Genomic DNA, 17,254 nt, shown 5'->3' with positions numbered 1-17,254 from the left:
TGCCCATCCCCCGCGCGCCTGCCACATGGGGCGCATGAACACCATCTACGATCCGCCCCGCGGCAGCATTCCCGTCCTGCACGAGGACACCGACATTCTGGTCGTCGACAAGCCCGCCGGGCTGCTGTCGGTGCCGGGCAAGGGCGACCATCTGGCGGATTGCCTTCTGACGCGGCTGGAGAAGGCTTTCCCGACCGTGCGGCTGGTCCACCGGCTGGACCGCGACACGTCGGGCGTGATGATCTTCGCGCTGACGGAAACCGCGCAGAAGCGGGTGAACCAGGCCTTCGAGGCGCGCAAGGTCCGCAAGATCTACCTGGCGCGCCTTGCGGGACGACTCGAGCCTGCGCGCGGCACGGTCGACCTGCCGCTGATCGTCGACTGGCCGAACCGTCCGCTGCAGAAGGTGTGCTTTGACACCGGCAAGCCCGCGCGCACCGACTGGCGCGTCAAGCGCGCGGATGACACTGAAACCCGGGTCGAGCTGTATCCCCTGACCGGCCGCAGCCATCAGCTGCGGGTCCACATGCTGTCGCTTGGCCACCCGATCCTCGGCGATCCGTTCTATGCGCCCGAAAGCTGCGCCGAGTATCCGCGCCTGATGCTGCACGCGCTGGAACTGCGCCTCAACCACCCGATTTCGGGGCACGGGATGACGTTCCGCGCGCCCGCGCCGTTCTAGATGGTTGCGCGCCGCCCCTTCATCGCCCCTAATCCGCCGCGGAAAGGAGACCCGATGCGAGAGCCCTTCGACCTAGGCACCGAAAGGATTCAGCCCGGCCAGCGCCGCACCGTGGACCTGCCGGTCTCGGTTCTGTCGGATCACACGCCTGCGGTGATGTCGGCCCATGTCGTGCACGGGCGCAAGCCCGGCCCGGTGATGTTCGTCTCGGCGGCCATCCACGGCGATGAGGTGATCGGGGTCGAGATCGTGCGCCGGATGCTGCGCGCCGCCCCGGTGGCGCGCCTTTCGGGCACTCTGATTGCGGTGCCGATCGTCAACGCCTTCGGGTTTCTCAACCAGGAACGCTATCTTCCCGACCGCCGCGACCTGAACCGGGTGTTCCCGGGCTATCCGCACGGCTCGCTCGCCGCGCGGCTGGCGGACCTGTTCATGTCTCAGATCGTGACGCGCTGCGACGTGGGCATCGACCTGCATTCCGCCGCCGTCGGCCGCACGAACCTGCCGCAGATCCGCCTGACGCCCGACAACGCCCGCCTGCGCGACCTAGGCGGAGCGTTTGCCGCGCCGGTCACGCTGGTGTCTAAAACGCGAGAAGGCTCGCTGCGGCTCGAGGCCGAGAAGGCCGGCGTGCCGGTGCTGCTCTACGAGGCGGGCGAGGGGCTGCGCTTCGACGAGTTCGCCGCCCGCGCGGGCGTCGCCGGCGTGCTGCGCGTGATGGAGCGGCTTGGCATGATCTCGGGCCGTGGTGTGCCGAAGGCGCGCGGGCCGTCGGTGCTGTGCGAAGGCTCTCGCTGGGTGAGGGCGCCGTCGGGCGGGCTGTTGCGCACGCTGAAGGGCACCGGCGAGTTCGTCGACGAGGACGAGGTGCTGGGGCTGATCTCAGACCCGTTCGGCGAAGCCGAGACCGAGGTGCGCGCCGACGAGGCCGGCGTGATCGTCGGCCGCACCAAGCTGCCGGTGGTGAACGAGGGCGACGCGCTGTTCCACGTGGCCCAGCCGGCGCGGTCGGACGCCGCCGCGCACCACGTCGCCGCCCACCGCAAGGCGGAACCGCTGTTCGACGAGGACGAGATCATCTGAGTCGTGCGGCTTGTGCCGCGCTAGATGCCCCGGTCCAGCGCCCGCGAGAACACCTCGGGGTCGACGTTGCCGCCCGAGACGGTGACGATCACCGCGTCCGCGTTCAGCGCTGCGCCATGAAACAGCGCGGCGGCCAGTGCGACCGCGCCGCCCGGCTCGGCCACGATCCGCAGGTGCCGGAACGCCGCGGCCATCGCACGCAGAGCGTCTTCGTCGCTGACGACGATCCCCGGGCCGCACAGCCGCCGCATGATCGGGAAGGTTATGTCGCCGGGCGCAGGCGTCAGGATCGCGTCACACAGCCCGCCGGACCCGGCGGCGTTGCGCTCGATCCGCCCCGAGGCGAGAGAGCGCGCGGTGTCGTCGAAGCCCTCGGGTTCCACTGGGCGGACGGTGAAGGCGGGCGCACGCGCCTCGAGTGCCAGCGCGATCCCCGAGGTCAGCCCGCCGCCACCGCAGCAGACCAGCACCTCGGCCTCGGTCACGCCGGCCTGCGCCGCCTGTTCCGCGATCTCGAGGCCGGTGGTGCCTTGGCCCGCGATCACCTGCGGTTCGTCGAACGGCCGGACCAGCGTCAGGCCACGATCGGCGGCCAGCGCATCACCCAGCGCGTCGCGGTCCTGCGTGGCGCGATCGTAGAGGATGACCTCGGCCTCCAGCGCGCGGGTGCCGTCGATCTTGGCGCGGGGCGCGTCGGACGGCATCAGGATCACCGCCGGCACGCCATGCGCCAGCGCCGCGCGCGCCACGCCCTGCGCGTGGTTGCCCGACGAATAGGCCAGCACGCCGCGCGCCCGCGCCTCTGGCGCCAGCGCCGAGATCGCGGACCAGCCGCCCCGGAACTTGAAGCTGCCGGTGTGCTGCAGGCATTCCGCCTTGACCAGCACGCGCCGCCCGGCGATCGCGTCAAGCCCCGGCGCGTGCAGCAGCGGCGTGCGCAGGGCGTGGCCGGCAAGGCGGGTTGCTGCGGCGTCGATCATCGCGATGTCCATCGGGGCGTTCCTGCTGCGGTTCCGGGCGTGGCGATAGGGCAAGCGAGGCCGCGTCTTGTCAACCGGTACCGGTTGCCCCAACCTTGCGTCATGATCGAACGAAACGTCGCCCGTGACGGGCAGGAAAGCCTCGCCTTGTACTCGCCCTGCCTGCGCTACCGCTACGGCCTTCGACGCATATGGGATCCGACCGCGCCCGAGATTCTGTTCGTGATGCTCAACCCTTCGACCGCCACCGAAGAGCGCAACGATCCGACGATCGAGCGCTGCCAGCGCCGTGCTGTGCGGCTTGGGTTCGGCGGGGTGCGGATCGCGAACCTGTTCGCCTGGCGCGCGACGCGTCCGGCCGACCTGCGTCGAGCCGCCGATCCCGTGGGCTCCGAGACCGACGCGCTGCTGCGCGACTGGTCGGACGGCGTGGCGGTGACCATTGCCGCATGGGGGGTGCACGGCACCCTGCGCGACCGCGCAAGCCAGGTCGCGCCGCTGCTGCGCGGCGACGTGCGCCACCTGGGACTGACCCGCGACGGCCATCCGCGCCACCCGCTTTACGTGCGCAACGACGCGCCGCTGCTGCGTTTCGTCCTGCCACAGGAATCCTCGTCCGAGACCGCAGATGCCTGAGCCGGAAAAGCAGGCGGAACTCGATCTGGCGCGTGACATCCGCGCGCTTCGGGCCGAGTTCGCGCGGCTCAACAGCCACCGGTTCGTGCGCATCCACAACTCGACGTGGCGGCTGCTGCTGTTCCAGTTCCTGCGCGGGCTGGCCTTTGGTCTGGGCACCGTGCTCGGCGCCTCGGCGCTGGTATCGGTGCTGGTGGTGGCCCTGTCGCAGGTCGAATTCATCCCGATCCTCGGCGCCTTCGCGACGCAGGTCATCACCGAGATCCAGTCGGTTCGCCCGGACTGAGCGACAATGCGGGCGTCCGGGCGTGATTAACCCTCACGCGCGAAACGCGTTGATTTTTCGCGGAAGTTCTGGGACCATTCCTTATTTGTTTAGGGTGTGTGCCGATGCTTTTGCTAGCCGGTTTGTTGGGTGCGCTGGCCGCCGGGTCATTCGTGGCGATTTCGGTCGCGGGCGCGGAAGAGGAAGACGAGTTCGACACCCGTGCGGATGTCGATACGGAAGACGGTGAAAACCCCGGCGGGGCGGCCGGCAATACCTCGCTTCTCGACCAGCTTGGAATTCTAGATTTCATGGACCGGGCCGGCGAGGGTGACGGCACGTTGGATGACGTTTCGGACGACGAAGACTCGCCCGGCGACGGAACGGGCGAAGCGTGGCCCGAAGAGGCGGCTGATGCCGCCTGGTCCGTCACCGGAGAGGGCTGGCTTGCATCCGTCACCGACGAAGCGGGCGAGGGCGGCGCCGACGACCTGCCGGACGATCCGACCGGAACCGTACCCCTGATCCTCGAAGGGGAAAATGGCGACGACTCGATGGCCGGCGGCGGTGGGCACGACGTGCTCGGCGGCCATGACGGCGACGACGTGCTTGCCGGTCTCCAAGGGGACGATTCCCTTGTCGGCGGCGACGGGGCGGACTGGCTCGACGGCGGCGCGGACGACGACACGCTGCACGGACAGGCCGGTGACGACAGGCTGGATGGAGGCGAGGGCGACGACGCCCTGTTCGGCCACCACGGCGACGACGCGCTGCGCGGCGGTGCGGGCGAAGACGAACTTCAGGGCGGCCTTGGCTACGATTGGTTGGCGGGGGGCGCCGGCAACGACGCCATCCACGGGCGCGAAGGCGACGACACGCTGATGGGCGGGCAGGGCAGCGATACGCTGATGGGCGGCAACGGCGACGATTTGCTGTCGGGCCTGGACGAAGGCGAGGCGCCGGCGGTTGATTATCTCAATGGCCATGACGGCGACGACACGCTCGTTGCGGGACGCGGCGACGTCGTCACCGGCGGGGCGGGGGCCGACCTGATCATGCTGGGCGAATGGCTGCAGCCGCCCAATGGCGGCGTGGAAGACCCCGGTGCCGCGCAACTGATGGATTTCGACCCGGCCGAGGATCAGATCGTCATTCTCTACGACGACAGCGACGCGGGCGCGCCGCAGGTCGACATGCGCCCGAATGACGAGGACCCCACGCGCACCGAGATACTGATCGATGGCGCGGTGGTGTCGGTGCTGGCCACCGCCGACGCGCCGGCCCTGGCCGACCTTGTCCTGATCGGCGAGGCCGAGGCCGGCCTGCTGCTGGCCGGGTGATCGCACGCGCGAAAACCCTTTCGCCGCGCGGCAGAATCGTCTAACTGCACGCATCCGCGTCGTTGCGGCCGCTTCTGGCGGCGGTGAGGCGCACCCGGGCCTTGCTGGACGACATCCCGGCTCGTGCCGTCACTCGAACCTGAAAAGGAGATTTCCGATGTCGATCACCGCCGAAGAAAAACAGCGCGTCATGAAGGACTTCGCCACGAAAGAGGGCGATACCGGTTCCCCCGAGGTGCAGGTCGCGATCCTGACCAACCGCATCGCGACGTTGACCGAGCACTTCAAGACGCACAAGAAGGACAACCACTCGCGCCGGGGCCTGCTGAAGCTGGTCGCGCAGCGCCGCAAGCTGCTGGACTACCTCAAGGCGAAGGAAGAAAGCCGCTATCGCGAGCTGATCCAGCGCCTGGGCATCCGCCGCTAAGCCTGCCGAGACGCGAAGACCAGAACGCCCGCCATTGGCGGGCGTTTTTCGTTGTGGCCCCGCACCGGGGCGAGACGGGGGCCCAGCGGCCCCCGTTCGGTCATTCGGCGGGGGCGGCCTCGGTCGCGGCCAAGGCTGCGTCGCAGCGTGCGCAGGTCCCGAGGTGGGCGTGCCGACCCACGTCGGGCAGGATCTTCCAGCAACGCTGGCACTTCTCACCCTCGGCATGTTCGAAAACCACGCCGACGCCTTCGGTTTCCGGCAGGCGGAAGGCCTCGGCCGGCATCGGGTCGCCGGTCAACTGGATGTCCGAGGTGATGCACACGTCCTCGAACGCGACCGAACGCAGCGCCTCGAGCATCTCGGGCTCGCGAACATGCACCACCGGCGCCGCCTCGAGCGAGGCGCCGATCACCTTGTCGGTCCGCTGCACTTCGAGCGCGGCGGTGACCACGCGGCGGGCGCGGCGCACCATCGCCCACTTGGCCGCCAGCGGCTCGTCGCGCCAGTCGGCGGGCGTGGCGGGCATGTCCTGCAGGTGGATCGAGCCCGCACCGTCTCCGAAGCGTTCGAGCCAGACCTCTTCGGTGGTGAAGACCAGGATCGGCGCCAGCCACGTGGTCAGGCGGTGGAACAGCAGGTCCATCACCGTGCGCGCGGCGCGGCGGCGCTGCGTGTCGCCGTCACAGTAAAGGGCGTCCTTGCGGATGTCGAAGTAGAAGGCCGACATCTCGACCGTGCAGAAGTTGAACAGCTGCTGGAACACGCCTTGGAAGTCGAAGGTCGCGTAACCCTTGCGCACCACCGAATCCAGCTCGGCCAGCCGGTGGAGCACCCAGCGTTCCAGTTCGGGCATGTCGGCGGCGTCGACGCGATCCGACTCCTGAAAGTGCCCCAGCGCGCCGAGCATGAAGCGCAGCGTGTTGCGCAGGCGGCGGTAGCCGTCGGCGGTGCCCTTCAGGATCTCGGGACCGATGCGCTGGTCGGCGGTGTAGTCCGCCTGCGCAACCCAGAGCCGCAAGATGTCCGCGCCGTACTGCTTGATCACCTCCTCGGGGGCGGTGATGTTGCCCAGCGACTTGGACATCTTGTTGCCCTTCTCGTCGAGCGTGAAGCCGTGCGTCACCACGTTGCGATAGGGCGCGCGGCCGATCGTGCCGCAGGCCTGCAGCATCGAGGAATGGAACCAGCCGCGGTGCTGGTCGGTGCCCTCCATGTAGACGTCCGCGATGCCATCCTTGGTGCCGTCCTCGCGGTCGCGCAGGACGAAGGCGTGGGTCGAGCCTGAATCGAACCACACGTCGAGGATGTCGAAGACCTGCTCCCACTGCTCGGGGTCGTGATCGGTGCCGAGGAAGCGTTCCTTGGCGCCGGGCTTGTACCAGGCGTCGGCGCCCTCGGCTTCGAACGCGTCGAGGATGCGCTGGTTCACGGCCGGATCGCGCAGCAGGAAATCGTCGTCCGTGGGCAGCGCACCCTTGCGGGTGAAGCAGGTCAGCGGCACGCCCCATGCGCGCTGGCGCGACAGCACCCAGTCGGGGCGGTTCTCGATCATCGAGTGCAGGCGATTGCGGCCCGTGCGGGGCGTCCAGGTCACCAGTTCGTCGATCGAGCGCAGGGCACGCTCGCGGATCGTCTGGCCATAGGTGTCCTGGCCGTCGCCCACGGGCTTGTCGATGGCGGCGAACCATTGAGGCGTGTTGCGGTAGATCACCGGCGCCTTCGAGCGCCACGAATGCGGATAGGAATGCGTCATCCGGCCGCGCGCCAGCAGGCCGCCATTGGCGACCAGCGCGTCGATCACGGCGGTGTTGGCCTTGCCCTCCTTGCCCTTGTGATCGAATACGCGCAGCCCGGCGAACAGCGGCACGTGGGGCAGGAATTCCGATTCCTCGCCCACGTTGTGGGTCATCCGGTCCAGCCACCCGCGCTGAAGGAAGCAGTCGTAGTCCTCCTGCCCGTGGCTGGGTGCGGTGTGGACGAAGCCGGTGCCCGCGTCGTCGGTGACGTGGTCGCCGTCGATCATCGGCACGTCGTAGTCCCAGAAGCCGCCGGCGCCTTCGGCACCGCGCAGCGGGTGGGCGAGGGTCATCGTCGACAGCTCGACCGCGGTCACCGCGCGCAGGCGGCGCCACATGCTGTCCTCCAGCCGTGCCTTGCCCAGCACCTCGGCGGCGAGCTTGTCCGCGATCACGTAGCGGTCGCCGACCTGGGCCCAGCATTCCTCGGGGCGGCCGGTGACCTCGTAGAGGCCGTATGCGATTTCGGGATGATAGGCGACGGCGCGGTTCGACGGGATGGTCCAGGGCGTGGTGGTCCAGATTACCACCTTGGCGCCCTCCAGGTCGGCGGCGGCGAGGCTCTGGTCGGCGCCGGCCCAGTCGTCATCCTCGCCGTCCGCGATGGGGGCGTCGCCGCCCGACACGACGGGGAAAGGCACCCAGATCGTGTGGCTCTTGTGGTCGTGGTACTCGACCTCGGCCTCGGCCAGGGCGGTCTTCTCGACGGGCGACCACATCACCGGCTTCGAGCCCTGGTAGACGACGCCGGACATGAGGAACTTCTGGAAATCCTCGGCGATGATGCGCTCGGCCCGGAAGTCCATCGTGAGGTAGGGGTTGTCCCAGGTGCCGGTGATGCCGAGGCGCTTGAACTCGTCGCGCTGGATTTCGATCCAGTGCTCGGCGAAGCGGCGGCATTCCTGGCGGAAGTCGACGATGTCGACCTGATCCTTGTCCTGGCCCTTCTCGCGGTACTGCTGCTCGATCTTCCACTCGATTGGCAGGCCGTGGCAATCCCAGCCTGGGATGTAGCGGCTGTCGTGGCCCATCATCTGGTGCGAGCGGACGATCATGTCCTTGATCGTCTTGTTCAGTGCATGCCCGATATGGAGGTGGCCGTTCGCGTAGGGGGGGCCGTCATGCAGGGTAAAGGGCGGGCGCGGATTGCCCGCGGCCTCGGCCTCGGCCGCCTTGTCGCGCAGGCGCTCGTAGACGCCGATCTCGTCCCAGCGGGCCAGCCAGCCGGGCTCGCGCTTGGGCAGGCCGGCGCGCATCGGGAAGTCGGTCTTCGGCAGGTTGAGCGTGTCTTTGTAATCGGGCGTTTCGGCGCACATCGGGGAGGTCCTCGGGGTCAGGTCTTGGGCGGGGCGGTCAGGCGGCGCGGCTGTCCAGACGCCTTGTCCCGGCGGCTCTGGGGATCAGAGCGCCGGGCCGGTAATTCGGAGGATGGTGATCGAAGCCCGCTTCATGCTGCCGGCGTTATAGGGCCGGCGGCGTCACGGGTCCATAGGGGGCGGCGCGGGCGTGTCCCACGATGGGACATCAGGGCGCACCAGCAAAATCAATGGCTTGCAGCGGCGTTTTAACCTTTCGTTAGAACACCGGCGCATTTCAGGCGTTGAAAAGCGTTCCCACCGCGTAGGCGATGCCGGCCGCAACGCCGCCGATCGCCAGCGTTTCCAGCCCCGAGCGCCACCACGCCGCGAGCGACCAGCGGGACTTGACCGCGCCGATGCAGAAGAAGGTGGCCAGCGTCAGCCAGATCGAGAGGGTGAAGGCGTCGCCGATCCCCAGCAGGAAGGGCGTCAGCGGCACCATGCCCGCCACGAGGAACGCGCCGAAGGTCACCGATGCGGCCCTGATCGGGTGCGAGTCGGCGCTGCCGACGCCGTATTCGCCTTCGAGCATCGTGTCGATCCAGGTGTCGTGGTTGGCCGAGATCTGCTGCACGGCCGAGTCCAGCGTCTCTCCGGACAGGCCCTTGGCGGCGAGGATGGCGCGCAGTTCGCGCCGCTCGCCCTCGGGGTTGTGGGCGATGTGGCGGGCCTCGAAACTGCGCAGGCGGTGGACCTGGTCGCGCTCGGCCTTTGTGCCGGAATAGTTGCCGGCGGCCATGGAAAAGCCGTCGGCCAGCACGTTGGCGAGGCCGAGCGCCACGATCACGAAGGGCGACAGCCCGGCGCCCGCGACGCCCGCGACGATGGCGAAGGTGGTCACGCCGCCGTCGATCGCGCCGTAGACCGCGTCGCGCAGGTAGCCGCGGCCGGGCGGGTTGGCGAGGCGCTCCTCGATCTCGTCCTGGCTGTGGCCGTGTTCGGTGAGACGCATGGCAGAGGCTCCTGGCTTGCGGGCAGGCACCGATGCCGGGCCGGCGCGCGCTGGCGTGCTTCGTCGGGGCTTAGGCGATCAGCGCGATCCCATCAACCCGGTCAGGGCGCGGCGGATGATGCCGCGCACCGAGGGCGCAGGCAGGGCGTGGAAGGGCAGCGGGCGGCAGACCTCGATCGCGGCGACGCCGACGCGGGCGGTGAGCGCGCCGTTGACCAGCCCCTCGCCGAAGCGGCGCGACAGGCGGGCGAGGACCGAGCCGCCCAGCACCGGCTCCAGCAGGTCGTCACCGGCCGCGACGGCGCCGGTGGCCACGAGGTGCGCCATGACGGCACGGGTCAGCCGCCACGCGCCCAGCGTGCCGGACCGGCCGCCGTAGATCTCCGCGATGCGGCGGATCATGCGCAGGTTGGCCGACAGGGCCGCGGCCACGTCGGCGAAGGCCAGCGGGACCAGCGCCGTCACGGCGGCGACCTGGCGCGCGGCGGCCTCGACCTCGGCCCGCGCGGCGGCATCCAGCGGGGTCAGCAATTCGCGTTCTGCAAGGTCCAGCACGGCGGAGGCGTCGAACTGCTCGGCCTCGCGCTCGGCCAGGCGCTGGCGGCCCCAGCTGGTATCCTCGCGCGCGGCGTAGAGCCGGGCGAGATCGCGCGAGACGCGGCGCGCGTCGTCGGCGTCGTCGTCGCTGCGCGCGGTCAGCGCCGCGTGGTGCAGCGCGTCGACCTTGCCCAGCCGGGCAATCGCGGCGATCTCCTTGATCGCGAGCGCAAGGCAGACGAACGCGAAGGCGCCGATCAGCGCGGTGACCGCCCAGCCCAGCAGCGGCGTGCGCGCGATCAGGCCGGTGGCGAATTCCCACGCGGCGATCGAGACGATCGTGGCGACCAGCGCGCCCGCCAGCCGCCAGAACCAGCGCGCCAGCCGCGAGGGACGGCGCGCGGCCAGCGCCGCGGCGGTCGTCATCGCGGTGCCCTTCGGCGTGTCGGTGCCGTCGGGATCGGGCACCGGCGGCGCGGTCGCGGGCGAGGGGGCCTCGGAGTCGAGGTCGATCAGGACGGGGCCGGGCCGGCGTGTTTTGCGCGGGTCGTCGATCATGGTGCGGGCCTTTCCCACAGGTAGCGGATGTCGGGCAGGCCTTCCTCGTTCTCGCCGTCGGTGCGTTCGACGGGGGCGAAACCCGCGCGTTCGTAGAACCGCTGCGCGGGCGCGTTGGCCGCGAAAGTCCAGAGCGACAGCCTGTCGGCGCGGGCCTGCGCGTCGGCCAGAAGGACCCTGCCGATGCCGCGGCCGCGGGCCGGGCGGGCGAGGTAGAGCGCGTGGATGGCGCAGCCCTGGCGGGCGAGGAAGCCCAGAACGCGCGGCCCGGGGTCTGCCTGCGGCGTCTCGGCCAGCGTGACCCAGCCGCGATCGACCAGCATCGCTGCATGGGCCAGATCCTCGGCCCGGGTGTCGATGCGTGGCATCCAGGGCGTGGAGTCGATGAAGTCCGACAGGATGTCGCCCACGGCGCCGGCATCGGTGGGCAAAGCGGGGCGCAGGAGCGGCGCATGCGCGGCGCAGGCGGCGGTCACAGCCGGTCTCCGAACAGGAACTGCGCGGCGCGGTCGAGCCGGATGTGCGGCGGGCCTTCGCCGGGTTTCAGCGACAGGCGCGCGGGGGCGAAGCGCATGATGGCGTAATCCTCGTCCAGCCAGGTTTCGGCCCCCTCGCGGGCGGGGGCGAGCAGGCGCGCGGGGTCGTCGGGCAGCGCGCCGGGGTGGAAGGCGGCCTGCTTTCCGCGGGTGTTGTCGGCGTCCAGAAGCGTGCCCTGCACCACGTCCAGCGTCTCGCCCTTGTGGGGCAGGGTCGCCTCGGTCGTGGCGCGCAGGGACGCGATGGCCATGGCCTGCGTCTCGGCGCCGGAAAAGCGCGCGCGGTCGCGGGCGTCGCGGGTCAGCGCCTCCATGATGGCGGTCAGGCGGGCGTGCTGGGAATGGTGCAGGTGGTCGGCCTTGGTGGCGGCGAAGAGGATGCGCTCGACGCGCTTGCCGCGAAAGATCTGGGACAGGAAGGCGTTGGCGCCGGGGCGGAAGGCGGTGAGGATGTCGGCCATCGTGGCGCGCAGATCCTCGAGCGCCTGGGGGCCCGCGTGGATCGCGCCGAGCGCGTCGACCAGCACCACCTGCCGGTCGATCCGGGCGAAGTGGTCGCGGAAGAACGGCTTGACGATGCGGCGCTTGTAGGCCTCGAAGCGGCGCTCCATCTCGCGCCAGAGCGAGTTGCGCGGCGCGGACGGATCGGGCGGCAGGGGTGCAAAGGTCAGCGCGGGGGAGCCCTCCATCTCGCCGGGCAGCAGGAAGCGGCCGGGCGAGCAGTCGGAGAAGCCGGCGCGGCGCGCCTGGTGCAGGGCGGTGGTGTAGGTCTGGGCCAGGGTGCGGGCGCGGGATTCGTCGAAGGGGGCGCGGGCATCTTCGGCGCGCAGGGCCTCGGCGACCTTCGCGCCGCCGGGGCGGTGGGGCAGGCGGGTCAGCATCCTGTCGGACCACTGTCCGTAGGTCTTGTCCATCAGCCCGAGGTCGAGCAGCCATTCGCCGGGGTAATCCACGATGTCTAGGTGCACCTTGCGCGGCCCTTGCAGCCCGGCCAGCAGGCCCGCGGGGCGAAGGCGCAGCGACAGGCGCAGCTGGCTGACCGCGCGCGTGCCCTCGGGCCAGCGGGGGCTGTCGGAGGTGAGCTGGGCGAGATGCGTCTCATAGTCGAAGCGTGGGATCGTGTCGTCGGGCTGGGGCTGGAGGTAGGCCGACAGGATGCGGCCCTCGGCCTGCGCGACCAGCTGCGGCATCCGCCCGCGGTCCAGCAGGTTGGCCACCAGCGCGGTGATGAAGACGGTCTTGCCCGCGCCCGACAGGCCCGTGACGCCGAGGCGGATCGTCGGTTCTGCAAAGGCGCCCGAGACGGTGCCGGTCACGGATTCGACCCCGCGGGTGAGCGTGTCGGCGATGGTTCCTATGACCAAGGCGGGCTCCTGTCTCTGGTTGGCGCCAACATAGGCAAGCCCGGCGGGCTGTGCCAGAGCGCGTGGGATTGCCGGGCGGCGCGGGGCGGGGTAAGGCGCGGCCATGCCCCGCTACGCGCTTCTCGTGGAATATGACGGCCGGCCGTTCTCGGGCTGGCAGCGACAGGCCGACCGCCCGTCGGTGCAGGGCGCGATCGAGGACGCGCTGGCGCAGCTGGAGAAGCGCGCGCACACGATCGCGGCCGCCGGGCGCACGGATGCGGGCGTGCATGCGCGCGGGCAGGTGGCGCATTGCGACATGGAGAGGGGCTGGGACCCGTTCCGGCTGTCCGAGGCGCTGAACTACCACCTCAAGCCCGCGCCGGTGGCGATCCGGGCGGCGGCGCTGGTGGCCGACGACTGGCACGCGCGGTTCTCGGCGGTCGAGCGTCGCTATGCCTTCCGGCTGCTGACGCGGCGGGCGCCGGCGACGCTGGAGGCGGGGCAGGTGTGGCGGGTGAACCATGCGCTCGACCTCGACGCGGTGCGCGAGGGCGCGTCGCACCTGATCGGGACGCATGACTTCACCACGTTCCGGTCGACGATCTGCCAGGCGAAATCGCCGGTGAAGACGATGGACGAGATCTCGGTCGACCGGGTCGAGGGCCCGGCCGGGCCGGAATTGCGCTTGTTCCTGCGCGCGCGGTCGTTCCTGCACAACCAGGTGCGTTCGATTGTCGGCACGCTGGAGCGCGTGGGCGCGGGGGCCTGGGCGCCCGAGGACGTGGCCGCCGCGCTGGCGGCGCGCGACCGCGCGGCCTGCGGGCCGGTCTGTCCGCCCGGCGGGCTGGCGCTGGTTGGCGTGGGCTACGACGACGACCCTTTCGCAGCCGTGCCCTGACCGGCCGCGCCGACGGGACGGGTTGACCGGGCGCGTCGTCGCGGCCAAACCCGGGCCCACCGCACCGCGCAACCGACTGCACGAGGATTCCGATGCCCTTCACGCTTGCCACCTGGAACATCAACTCGGTCCGCCTGCGCGCTGGGCTGGTCGAGCGGCTGCTGCGCGACGAGGCGCCGGACGTGCTGTGCCTGCAGGAATGCAAGAGCCCGGTCGACAAGCTGCCGCTCGAGGCGTTCGAGGCGCTGGGTTACGGCCATTGCGTGGCGCGCGGGCAGAAGGGCTATAACGGCGTGGCGATCCTGTCGAAGATCCCGCTGCGCGAGACCGGCAGCTTCGACTTCGCCGGGCTTGGCCACGCGCGCCACGTCGCGGCCGAGCTCGAGAACGGCGTGACGGTGCACAATTTCTACGTCCCCGCCGGCGGCGACAAGCCCGACCGCGCGATCAACGAGAAGTTCGGCCAGAAGCTGGATTACGTGGCCGAGATGCGCGACCATTTCCGCGACAGCCGCCCCGAGAAGGCGATCCTGGTGGGCGACCTCAACATCGCCCCGCGCGAGGACGACGTCTGGTCGCACAAGCAGCTTCTGCGGGTCGTCAGCCACACGCCGATCGAGGTCGAGCACCTGGGTGCTGCGCAGGAGGCCGGGGGCTGGGTGGACGTGACGCGCGCGGACATCCCCGAGGGGCAGCTTTATTCGTGGTGGTCCTACCGGTCGCCCGACTGGGACGCGGCCGACAAGGGCCGCCGGCTGGACCACGTCTGGGCCAGCCCCGACATCGCCGGCGCCGCGCATTCCAGCCGTATCCTGCGCACGGTGCGCGGCTGGGAGCAGCCCTCGGACCACGCGCCGGTCTTCGCGACTTTCGACCTGTGAGGCAGCCGCCGGGGGCGCCGACCCCGGACCCCCGGGAGTATTTCGGCCAGAATGAAGGACGCTGGCGGGCCTTGCATCGCAGGGCGTGCTGCGCCATCTAACACCGGAATTTACCGCGGCGGGGCGGCGTCCCGCATGAACCGAAAGGGCGGAGGACGACATGCTGGAACTGGGCGGCGGCAAGACGCAGGCCGATGCGGGCGATTTGATCCGGGACATCACCGAGGCGGAGTTCATGAGCGCGGTGGTCGACGCCTCGAACGAGGTGCCGGTGATCGTCGATTTCTGGGCGCCCTGGTGCGGCCCGTGCAAGACGCTGGGCCCCGCGCTGGAACAGGCGGTGCGCGACGCCAAGGGCGCGGTGAAGATGGTCAAGGTCAACGTCGACCAGGCCCAGACGATCGCCAGCCAGCTGCGCATCCAGTCGATTCCCACGGTCTACGCCTTCTGGCAGGGCCAGCCGGTCGACGGCTTCCAAGGGGCGGTTCCGCCGTCCGAGCTGAAGGCCTTCATCGACCGCGTGGTGCAGGCCGCGGGTGGGGCCGCCGGCGACGATGGCGGCCTCGAAGAGGCGCTGGCCACCGCGGACGAGATGCTCGACCAAGGCGCGGCCGCGGATGCGGCGCAGGTCTTCGCCGCGATCCTGGGCGAGGACGACAAGAACGCCCGCGCCTATGCCGGGCTGGTGCGTGCGCACCTGGCGATGGACGACATGGAACAGGCCGAGGCGATCCTGAACGGCGCGCCCGCCGAGATCGCCAAGGCGCCCGAGCTCGAGGCGGTGCATGCCCAGATCGAGCTGGCCAAGCAGGCCGCGGGCGTGGGCCCGGTGGCCGAACTGACCGCGAAGGTCGAGGCCGATCCCGACGACCACCAGGCGCGCTACGACCTGGCGCAGGCGCTTTACGCAAAGGGCCATGCTCAAGAGGCCGTCGACCACCTGCTGGAGCTGTTCCGCCGCGACCGCGAGTGGAACGAAGGCGCCGCCCGGGCGCAGCTGACGACCATCTTCGAGGCGCTGAAGCCGAACGACCCGGTCGCGCTGAAAGGTCGCCGGCGCCTGAGCTCGATGATATTTGCCTGAGCCCCGCTGCGGGCTAGCTGGGCTGTCATGAAACGGATGACCGACCTGCCGGGCACGATCCCGATCTTTCCGCTTCCGGGGGCGCTGCTTCTGCCGCGCGCCCGCCTTCCGCTGCACATATTCGAGCCGCGCTACCTGGCGATGCTGGACGATTGCATGAAGACCGACACGCGGCTGATCGGGATGGTCCAGCCCGTCAGCGTGCCGGGCCGGTCGGACAAGGGCCTGCAGCGCATCGGCTGCGCCGGCCGGCTGACCCAGTTCTCGGAGACCGAGGACGGGCGCTACATGATCACCCTGTCGGGCATGTCGCGGTTCCGCGTGCTCAACGAGATCGACGGCTTCACCCCGTATCGCCGCTGCGCCGTCGCCTGGGACGGGTTCGAGCGCGACCTCGACCCGGCCGAGCACGACCGGAGCTTCGACCGCGAGTGGTTCCTGCGCCGGCTCGACCGCTACTTCACGTCGCGCGACCTCTCGGCCGACTGGGACACGCTGCGCGATGCCGACGACGAGCTGCTGATCAACTCGCTGTCGATGCTTCTGGACTTCTCTCCCGAGGACAAGCAGGCCCTGCTCGAGGCGCCGTCGCTTTCGACGCGGCGCGAGACGCTGGTGACCTTGATGGAATACGCCATGCGTGGCGGCGAAGAGGATCGCATGCAATGACCACGACCTTCGACCGCAGGATGCTCGAGGCGCTGATCTGCCCGGTGACGCATGAAGGTCTGCGCTACGACGCCGAATTGCAGGAGCTGGTCAGCCAGCGCGCCGGCCTGGCCTTCCCGATCCGCGACGGGATCCCCGTCATGCTGGTCGACGAGGCGCGCAGGCTCGAAGGCTGATCAGGGGGCCGCGTCCCGCGCGGCTTCCGCGGCCGGGAGCGCCCGGTTCGCCAGCCGGTCGAGCGTTTCGACCAGCGACTCGGGCACCTCGAGCGCGGGCAGGGCGGCCGAATCCGTGGGCGGCTCTTCCGTGACGATCGCGCTGAGGCGCGCGGGACCGCCCGCGGACGCGTCCATGACGGTCACGTCCCGCAGCGCCACGGGCAGCAATTCCGCATAATCGGGCGCCAGCGCGCGATCGGCCGGCAGCACGGACAGCGCGACGCTGGGCCCGGCGATCTTCGCCGCGCGCATGACGTCCCGCATCAGCAGGGGCAGCCGCAGGATCGGGCTGTCGGCCGGATCGCGCAGCGCCTCGGCGATGGCGTCGGGCCGGCCGCCGCGCGCCAGATGCACGGCGGCGGCGCGTCCGAAGGTACGGGCACTCTCCTCCGGAAAGCCGGCGCCCTTCGCGGCACGCTCCGCAAGACCGGCGAAATCCTCCGAAGACCACGTCATCGCATGCCTCGGTCTACGCGGGCGCTGCGCATGTTCAACAAGCGTTCCATGCAAGGAGAACACGGGAACGGGGGATCGTGTTCCCGCCATGCGACGCGGGCGCGGACGCGCCATGTGACGGAAAATGCGGCGGAACGGCGGATATGGCGCGGTGCGGGAATCCGGGCACGCTCGACACGCTTGACGGGGTGGTCCCGGCCGGTAGTGTCAAAGCACTGTCACACGCGCAAGATATGGGTGTGCACGAGGGGCCTAGGACGGCTTGCGAAAAAAATCGCCCGGGGGCGGATTTTTGTGCTTGCGACTCGGCGGACCCATCCGTAGATAAGCGTTCACCGGCGGCGCTGAGGCACCGCGGGACGGGCAGCGGCCCTGGCGGTCGCGGTTCACACCAGTTGGCATGGAAGGCGGGGTGCGGCATCTCCTAGTGGCGCAGTTCGTGTGTTCGTGTCAGCACGTTTTTTGACATTGATGGTATCTGAAGAGATATGCGGGCGGTTTGGTTCATTCGATGGATCGACGTCTGTATGTCGCGCTGGTAGGGCTTCG

The 17,254-nt window shown here is 70.1% G+C and carries 18 protein-coding genes; 11 read left to right on the top strand and 7 right to left on the bottom strand.

The window, feature by feature from the left end; translation table 11 throughout:
• Positions 1 to 34 precede the first annotated feature (34 nt).
• Both BLW27_RS16245 and BLW27_RS16240 read left to right on the top strand, forming a co-directional pair.
• Positions 35 to 682 (top strand): RluA family pseudouridine synthase, encoded by a 648-nt coding sequence (locus BLW27_RS16245; RefSeq protein WP_089884868.1) that lies wholly within the window; start codon positions 35 to 37, stop codon positions 680 to 682.
• Positions 683 to 736: 54 nt separating this feature from the next.
• On the top strand, positions 737 to 1,765 hold the full coding sequence (locus tag BLW27_RS16240) for a succinylglutamate desuccinylase/aspartoacylase family protein (protein ID WP_089884866.1): 1,029 nt from the start codon (positions 737 to 739) through the stop codon (positions 1,763 to 1,765).
• A gap of 20 nt (positions 1,766 to 1,785) precedes the next feature.
• Here the strand turns inward: BLW27_RS16240 and BLW27_RS16235 are convergent, their stop codons facing one another.
• Positions 1,786 to 2,757, bottom strand: a complete 972-nt coding sequence (locus BLW27_RS16235; protein ID WP_089884864.1) for a threonine ammonia-lyase — start codon at positions 2,755 to 2,757, stop codon at positions 1,786 to 1,788.
• A gap of 90 nt (positions 2,758 to 2,847) precedes the next feature.
• Here BLW27_RS16235 and BLW27_RS16230 point away from each other — a divergent pair, with 90 nt between their 5' ends.
• The 4 genes from BLW27_RS16230 (at position 2,848) to rpsO (ending at position 5,413) form a co-directional block, all read left to right on the top strand.
• Positions 2,848 to 3,381 (top strand): DUF1643 domain-containing protein, encoded by a 534-nt coding sequence (locus BLW27_RS16230; RefSeq protein ID WP_089884862.1) that lies wholly within the window; start codon positions 2,848 to 2,850, stop codon positions 3,379 to 3,381.
• Complete coding sequence (locus BLW27_RS16225; RefSeq protein ID WP_177177953.1) at positions 3,374 to 3,667, top strand: DUF5665 domain-containing protein; 294 nt, start codon at positions 3,374 to 3,376, stop codon at positions 3,665 to 3,667. Before BLW27_RS16230 ends, BLW27_RS16225 begins: the two co-directional genes overlap by 8 nt.
• A 104-nt stretch (positions 3,668 to 3,771) precedes the next feature.
• Positions 3,772 to 4,986 (top strand): calcium-binding protein, encoded by a 1,215-nt coding sequence (locus tag BLW27_RS16220; protein ID WP_143042312.1) that lies wholly within the window; start codon positions 3,772 to 3,774, stop codon positions 4,984 to 4,986.
• 157 nt (positions 4,987 to 5,143) lie between these two features.
• Entirely contained in the window at positions 5,144 to 5,413 is a 270-nt protein-coding gene (rpsO, locus tag BLW27_RS16215; RefSeq protein ID WP_089884858.1) for a 30S ribosomal protein S15, read from the top strand.
• A gap of 100 nt (positions 5,414 to 5,513) precedes the next feature.
• Here the strand turns inward: rpsO and ileS are convergent, their stop codons facing one another.
• The 5 genes from ileS to BLW27_RS16190 form a co-directional block, all read right to left on the bottom strand.
• Positions 5,514 to 8,528, bottom strand: a complete 3,015-nt coding sequence (ileS, locus tag BLW27_RS16210; protein WP_089884856.1) for an isoleucine--tRNA ligase — start codon at positions 8,526 to 8,528, stop codon at positions 5,514 to 5,516.
• 277 nt (positions 8,529 to 8,805) lie between these two features.
• The gene (locus BLW27_RS16205) at positions 8,806 to 9,522 is read right to left on the bottom strand and encodes a VIT1/CCC1 transporter family protein (RefSeq protein ID WP_089884854.1); all 717 of its coding nucleotides are present in this window, start codon (positions 9,520 to 9,522) and stop codon (positions 8,806 to 8,808) included.
• A 78-nt stretch (positions 9,523 to 9,600) separates the two neighbouring features.
• Positions 9,601 to 10,617, bottom strand: a complete 1,017-nt coding sequence (locus tag BLW27_RS16200; protein WP_089884852.1) for a YcjF family protein — start codon at positions 10,615 to 10,617, stop codon at positions 9,601 to 9,603.
• Positions 10,614 to 11,093, bottom strand: a complete 480-nt coding sequence (locus BLW27_RS16195; RefSeq protein WP_245710914.1) for a GNAT family N-acetyltransferase — start codon at positions 11,091 to 11,093, stop codon at positions 10,614 to 10,616. The genes BLW27_RS16200 and BLW27_RS16195 overlap by 4 nt, the downstream gene beginning before the upstream one ends.
• Positions 11,090 to 12,517, bottom strand: a complete 1,428-nt coding sequence (locus BLW27_RS16190; RefSeq protein ID WP_089884850.1) for a YcjX family GTP-binding protein — start codon at positions 12,515 to 12,517, stop codon at positions 11,090 to 11,092. The genes BLW27_RS16195 and BLW27_RS16190 overlap by 4 nt, the downstream gene beginning before the upstream one ends.
• Before the next feature lie 103 nt (positions 12,518 to 12,620).
• Here BLW27_RS16190 and truA point away from each other — a divergent pair, with 103 nt between their 5' ends.
• From truA to BLW27_RS16165, 5 genes are all read left to right on the top strand, one after another.
• Positions 12,621 to 13,397 (top strand): tRNA pseudouridine(38-40) synthase TruA, encoded by a 777-nt coding sequence (gene truA / locus BLW27_RS16185; protein WP_089884847.1) that lies wholly within the window; start codon positions 12,621 to 12,623, stop codon positions 13,395 to 13,397.
• Between the two features lie 92 nt (positions 13,398 to 13,489).
• Entirely contained in the window at positions 13,490 to 14,278 is a 789-nt protein-coding gene (locus BLW27_RS16180) for an exodeoxyribonuclease III (RefSeq protein ID WP_089884844.1), read from the top strand.
• A 160-nt stretch (positions 14,279 to 14,438) separates the two neighbouring features.
• Positions 14,439 to 15,362 (top strand): thioredoxin, encoded by a 924-nt coding sequence (trxA, locus tag BLW27_RS16175; protein WP_089884842.1) that lies wholly within the window; start codon positions 14,439 to 14,441, stop codon positions 15,360 to 15,362.
• Positions 15,363 to 15,389: 27 nt separating this feature from the next.
• Entirely contained in the window at positions 15,390 to 16,031 is a 642-nt protein-coding gene (locus BLW27_RS16170) for an LON peptidase substrate-binding domain-containing protein (protein WP_089884840.1), read from the top strand.
• The gene (locus tag BLW27_RS16165; protein WP_089884838.1) at positions 16,028 to 16,207 is read left to right on the top strand and encodes a Trm112 family protein; all 180 of its coding nucleotides are present in this window, start codon (positions 16,028 to 16,030) and stop codon (positions 16,205 to 16,207) included. Before BLW27_RS16170 ends, BLW27_RS16165 begins: the two co-directional genes overlap by 4 nt.
• Here the strand turns inward: BLW27_RS16165 and BLW27_RS16160 are convergent, their stop codons facing one another.
• Entirely contained in the window at positions 16,208 to 16,705 is a 498-nt protein-coding gene (locus BLW27_RS16160; RefSeq protein ID WP_089884836.1) for a hypothetical protein, read from the bottom strand.
• Between the last annotated feature and the right edge of the window lie 549 nt (positions 16,706 to 17,254).

Source organism: Citreimonas salinaria (assembly GCF_900107235.1).
Lineage (GTDB): Bacteria > Pseudomonadota > Alphaproteobacteria > Rhodobacterales > Rhodobacteraceae > Citreimonas > Citreimonas salinaria.
The sequence above is the reverse complement of the archived record's forward strand: the minus strand, read 5'-3'. Positions and strand labels throughout refer to the sequence as shown.

What these genes read in the sequence shown, in the direction of transcription:
- BLW27_RS16205 (WP_089884854.1), bottom strand. Translation starts at nt 9,522, where the DNA reads ATGCGTCTCACCGAACACGGCCACAGCCAGGACGAGATCGAGGAGCGC.
- BLW27_RS16230 (WP_089884862.1), top strand. Translation starts at nt 2,848, where the DNA reads ATGATCGAACGAAACGTCGCCCGTGACGGGCAGGAAAGCCTCGCCTTG.
- trxA (WP_089884842.1), top strand. Translation starts at nt 14,439, where the DNA reads ATGCTGGAACTGGGCGGCGGCAAGACGCAGGCCGATGCGGGCGATTTG.
- BLW27_RS16200 (WP_089884852.1), bottom strand. Translation starts at nt 10,617, where the DNA reads ATGATCGACGACCCGCGCAAAACACGCCGGCCCGGCCCCGTCCTGATC.
- BLW27_RS16165 (WP_089884838.1), top strand. Translation starts at nt 16,028, where the DNA reads ATGACCACGACCTTCGACCGCAGGATGCTCGAGGCGCTGATCTGCCCG.
- BLW27_RS16180 (WP_089884844.1), top strand. Translation starts at nt 13,490, where the DNA reads ATGCCCTTCACGCTTGCCACCTGGAACATCAACTCGGTCCGCCTGCGC.
- rpsO (WP_089884858.1), top strand. Translation starts at nt 5,144, where the DNA reads ATGTCGATCACCGCCGAAGAAAAACAGCGCGTCATGAAGGACTTCGCC.
- BLW27_RS16170 (WP_089884840.1), top strand. Translation starts at nt 15,390, where the DNA reads ATGAAACGGATGACCGACCTGCCGGGCACGATCCCGATCTTTCCGCTT.
- truA (WP_089884847.1), top strand. Translation starts at nt 12,621, where the DNA reads ATGCCCCGCTACGCGCTTCTCGTGGAATATGACGGCCGGCCGTTCTCG.
- ileS (WP_089884856.1), bottom strand. Translation starts at nt 8,528, where the DNA reads ATGTGCGCCGAAACGCCCGATTACAAAGACACGCTCAACCTGCCGAAG.
- BLW27_RS16160 (WP_089884836.1), bottom strand. Translation starts at nt 16,705, where the DNA reads ATGACGTGGTCTTCGGAGGATTTCGCCGGTCTTGCGGAGCGTGCCGCG.
- BLW27_RS16240 (WP_089884866.1), top strand. Translation starts at nt 737, where the DNA reads ATGCGAGAGCCCTTCGACCTAGGCACCGAAAGGATTCAGCCCGGCCAG.
- BLW27_RS16245 (WP_089884868.1), top strand. Translation starts at nt 35, where the DNA reads ATGAACACCATCTACGATCCGCCCCGCGGCAGCATTCCCGTCCTGCAC.
- BLW27_RS16220 (WP_143042312.1), top strand. Translation starts at nt 3,772, where the DNA reads ATGCTTTTGCTAGCCGGTTTGTTGGGTGCGCTGGCCGCCGGGTCATTC.
- BLW27_RS16235 (WP_089884864.1), bottom strand. Translation starts at nt 2,757, where the DNA reads ATGGACATCGCGATGATCGACGCCGCAGCAACCCGCCTTGCCGGCCAC.
- BLW27_RS16225 (WP_177177953.1), top strand. Translation starts at nt 3,374, where the DNA reads ATGCCTGAGCCGGAAAAGCAGGCGGAACTCGATCTGGCGCGTGACATC.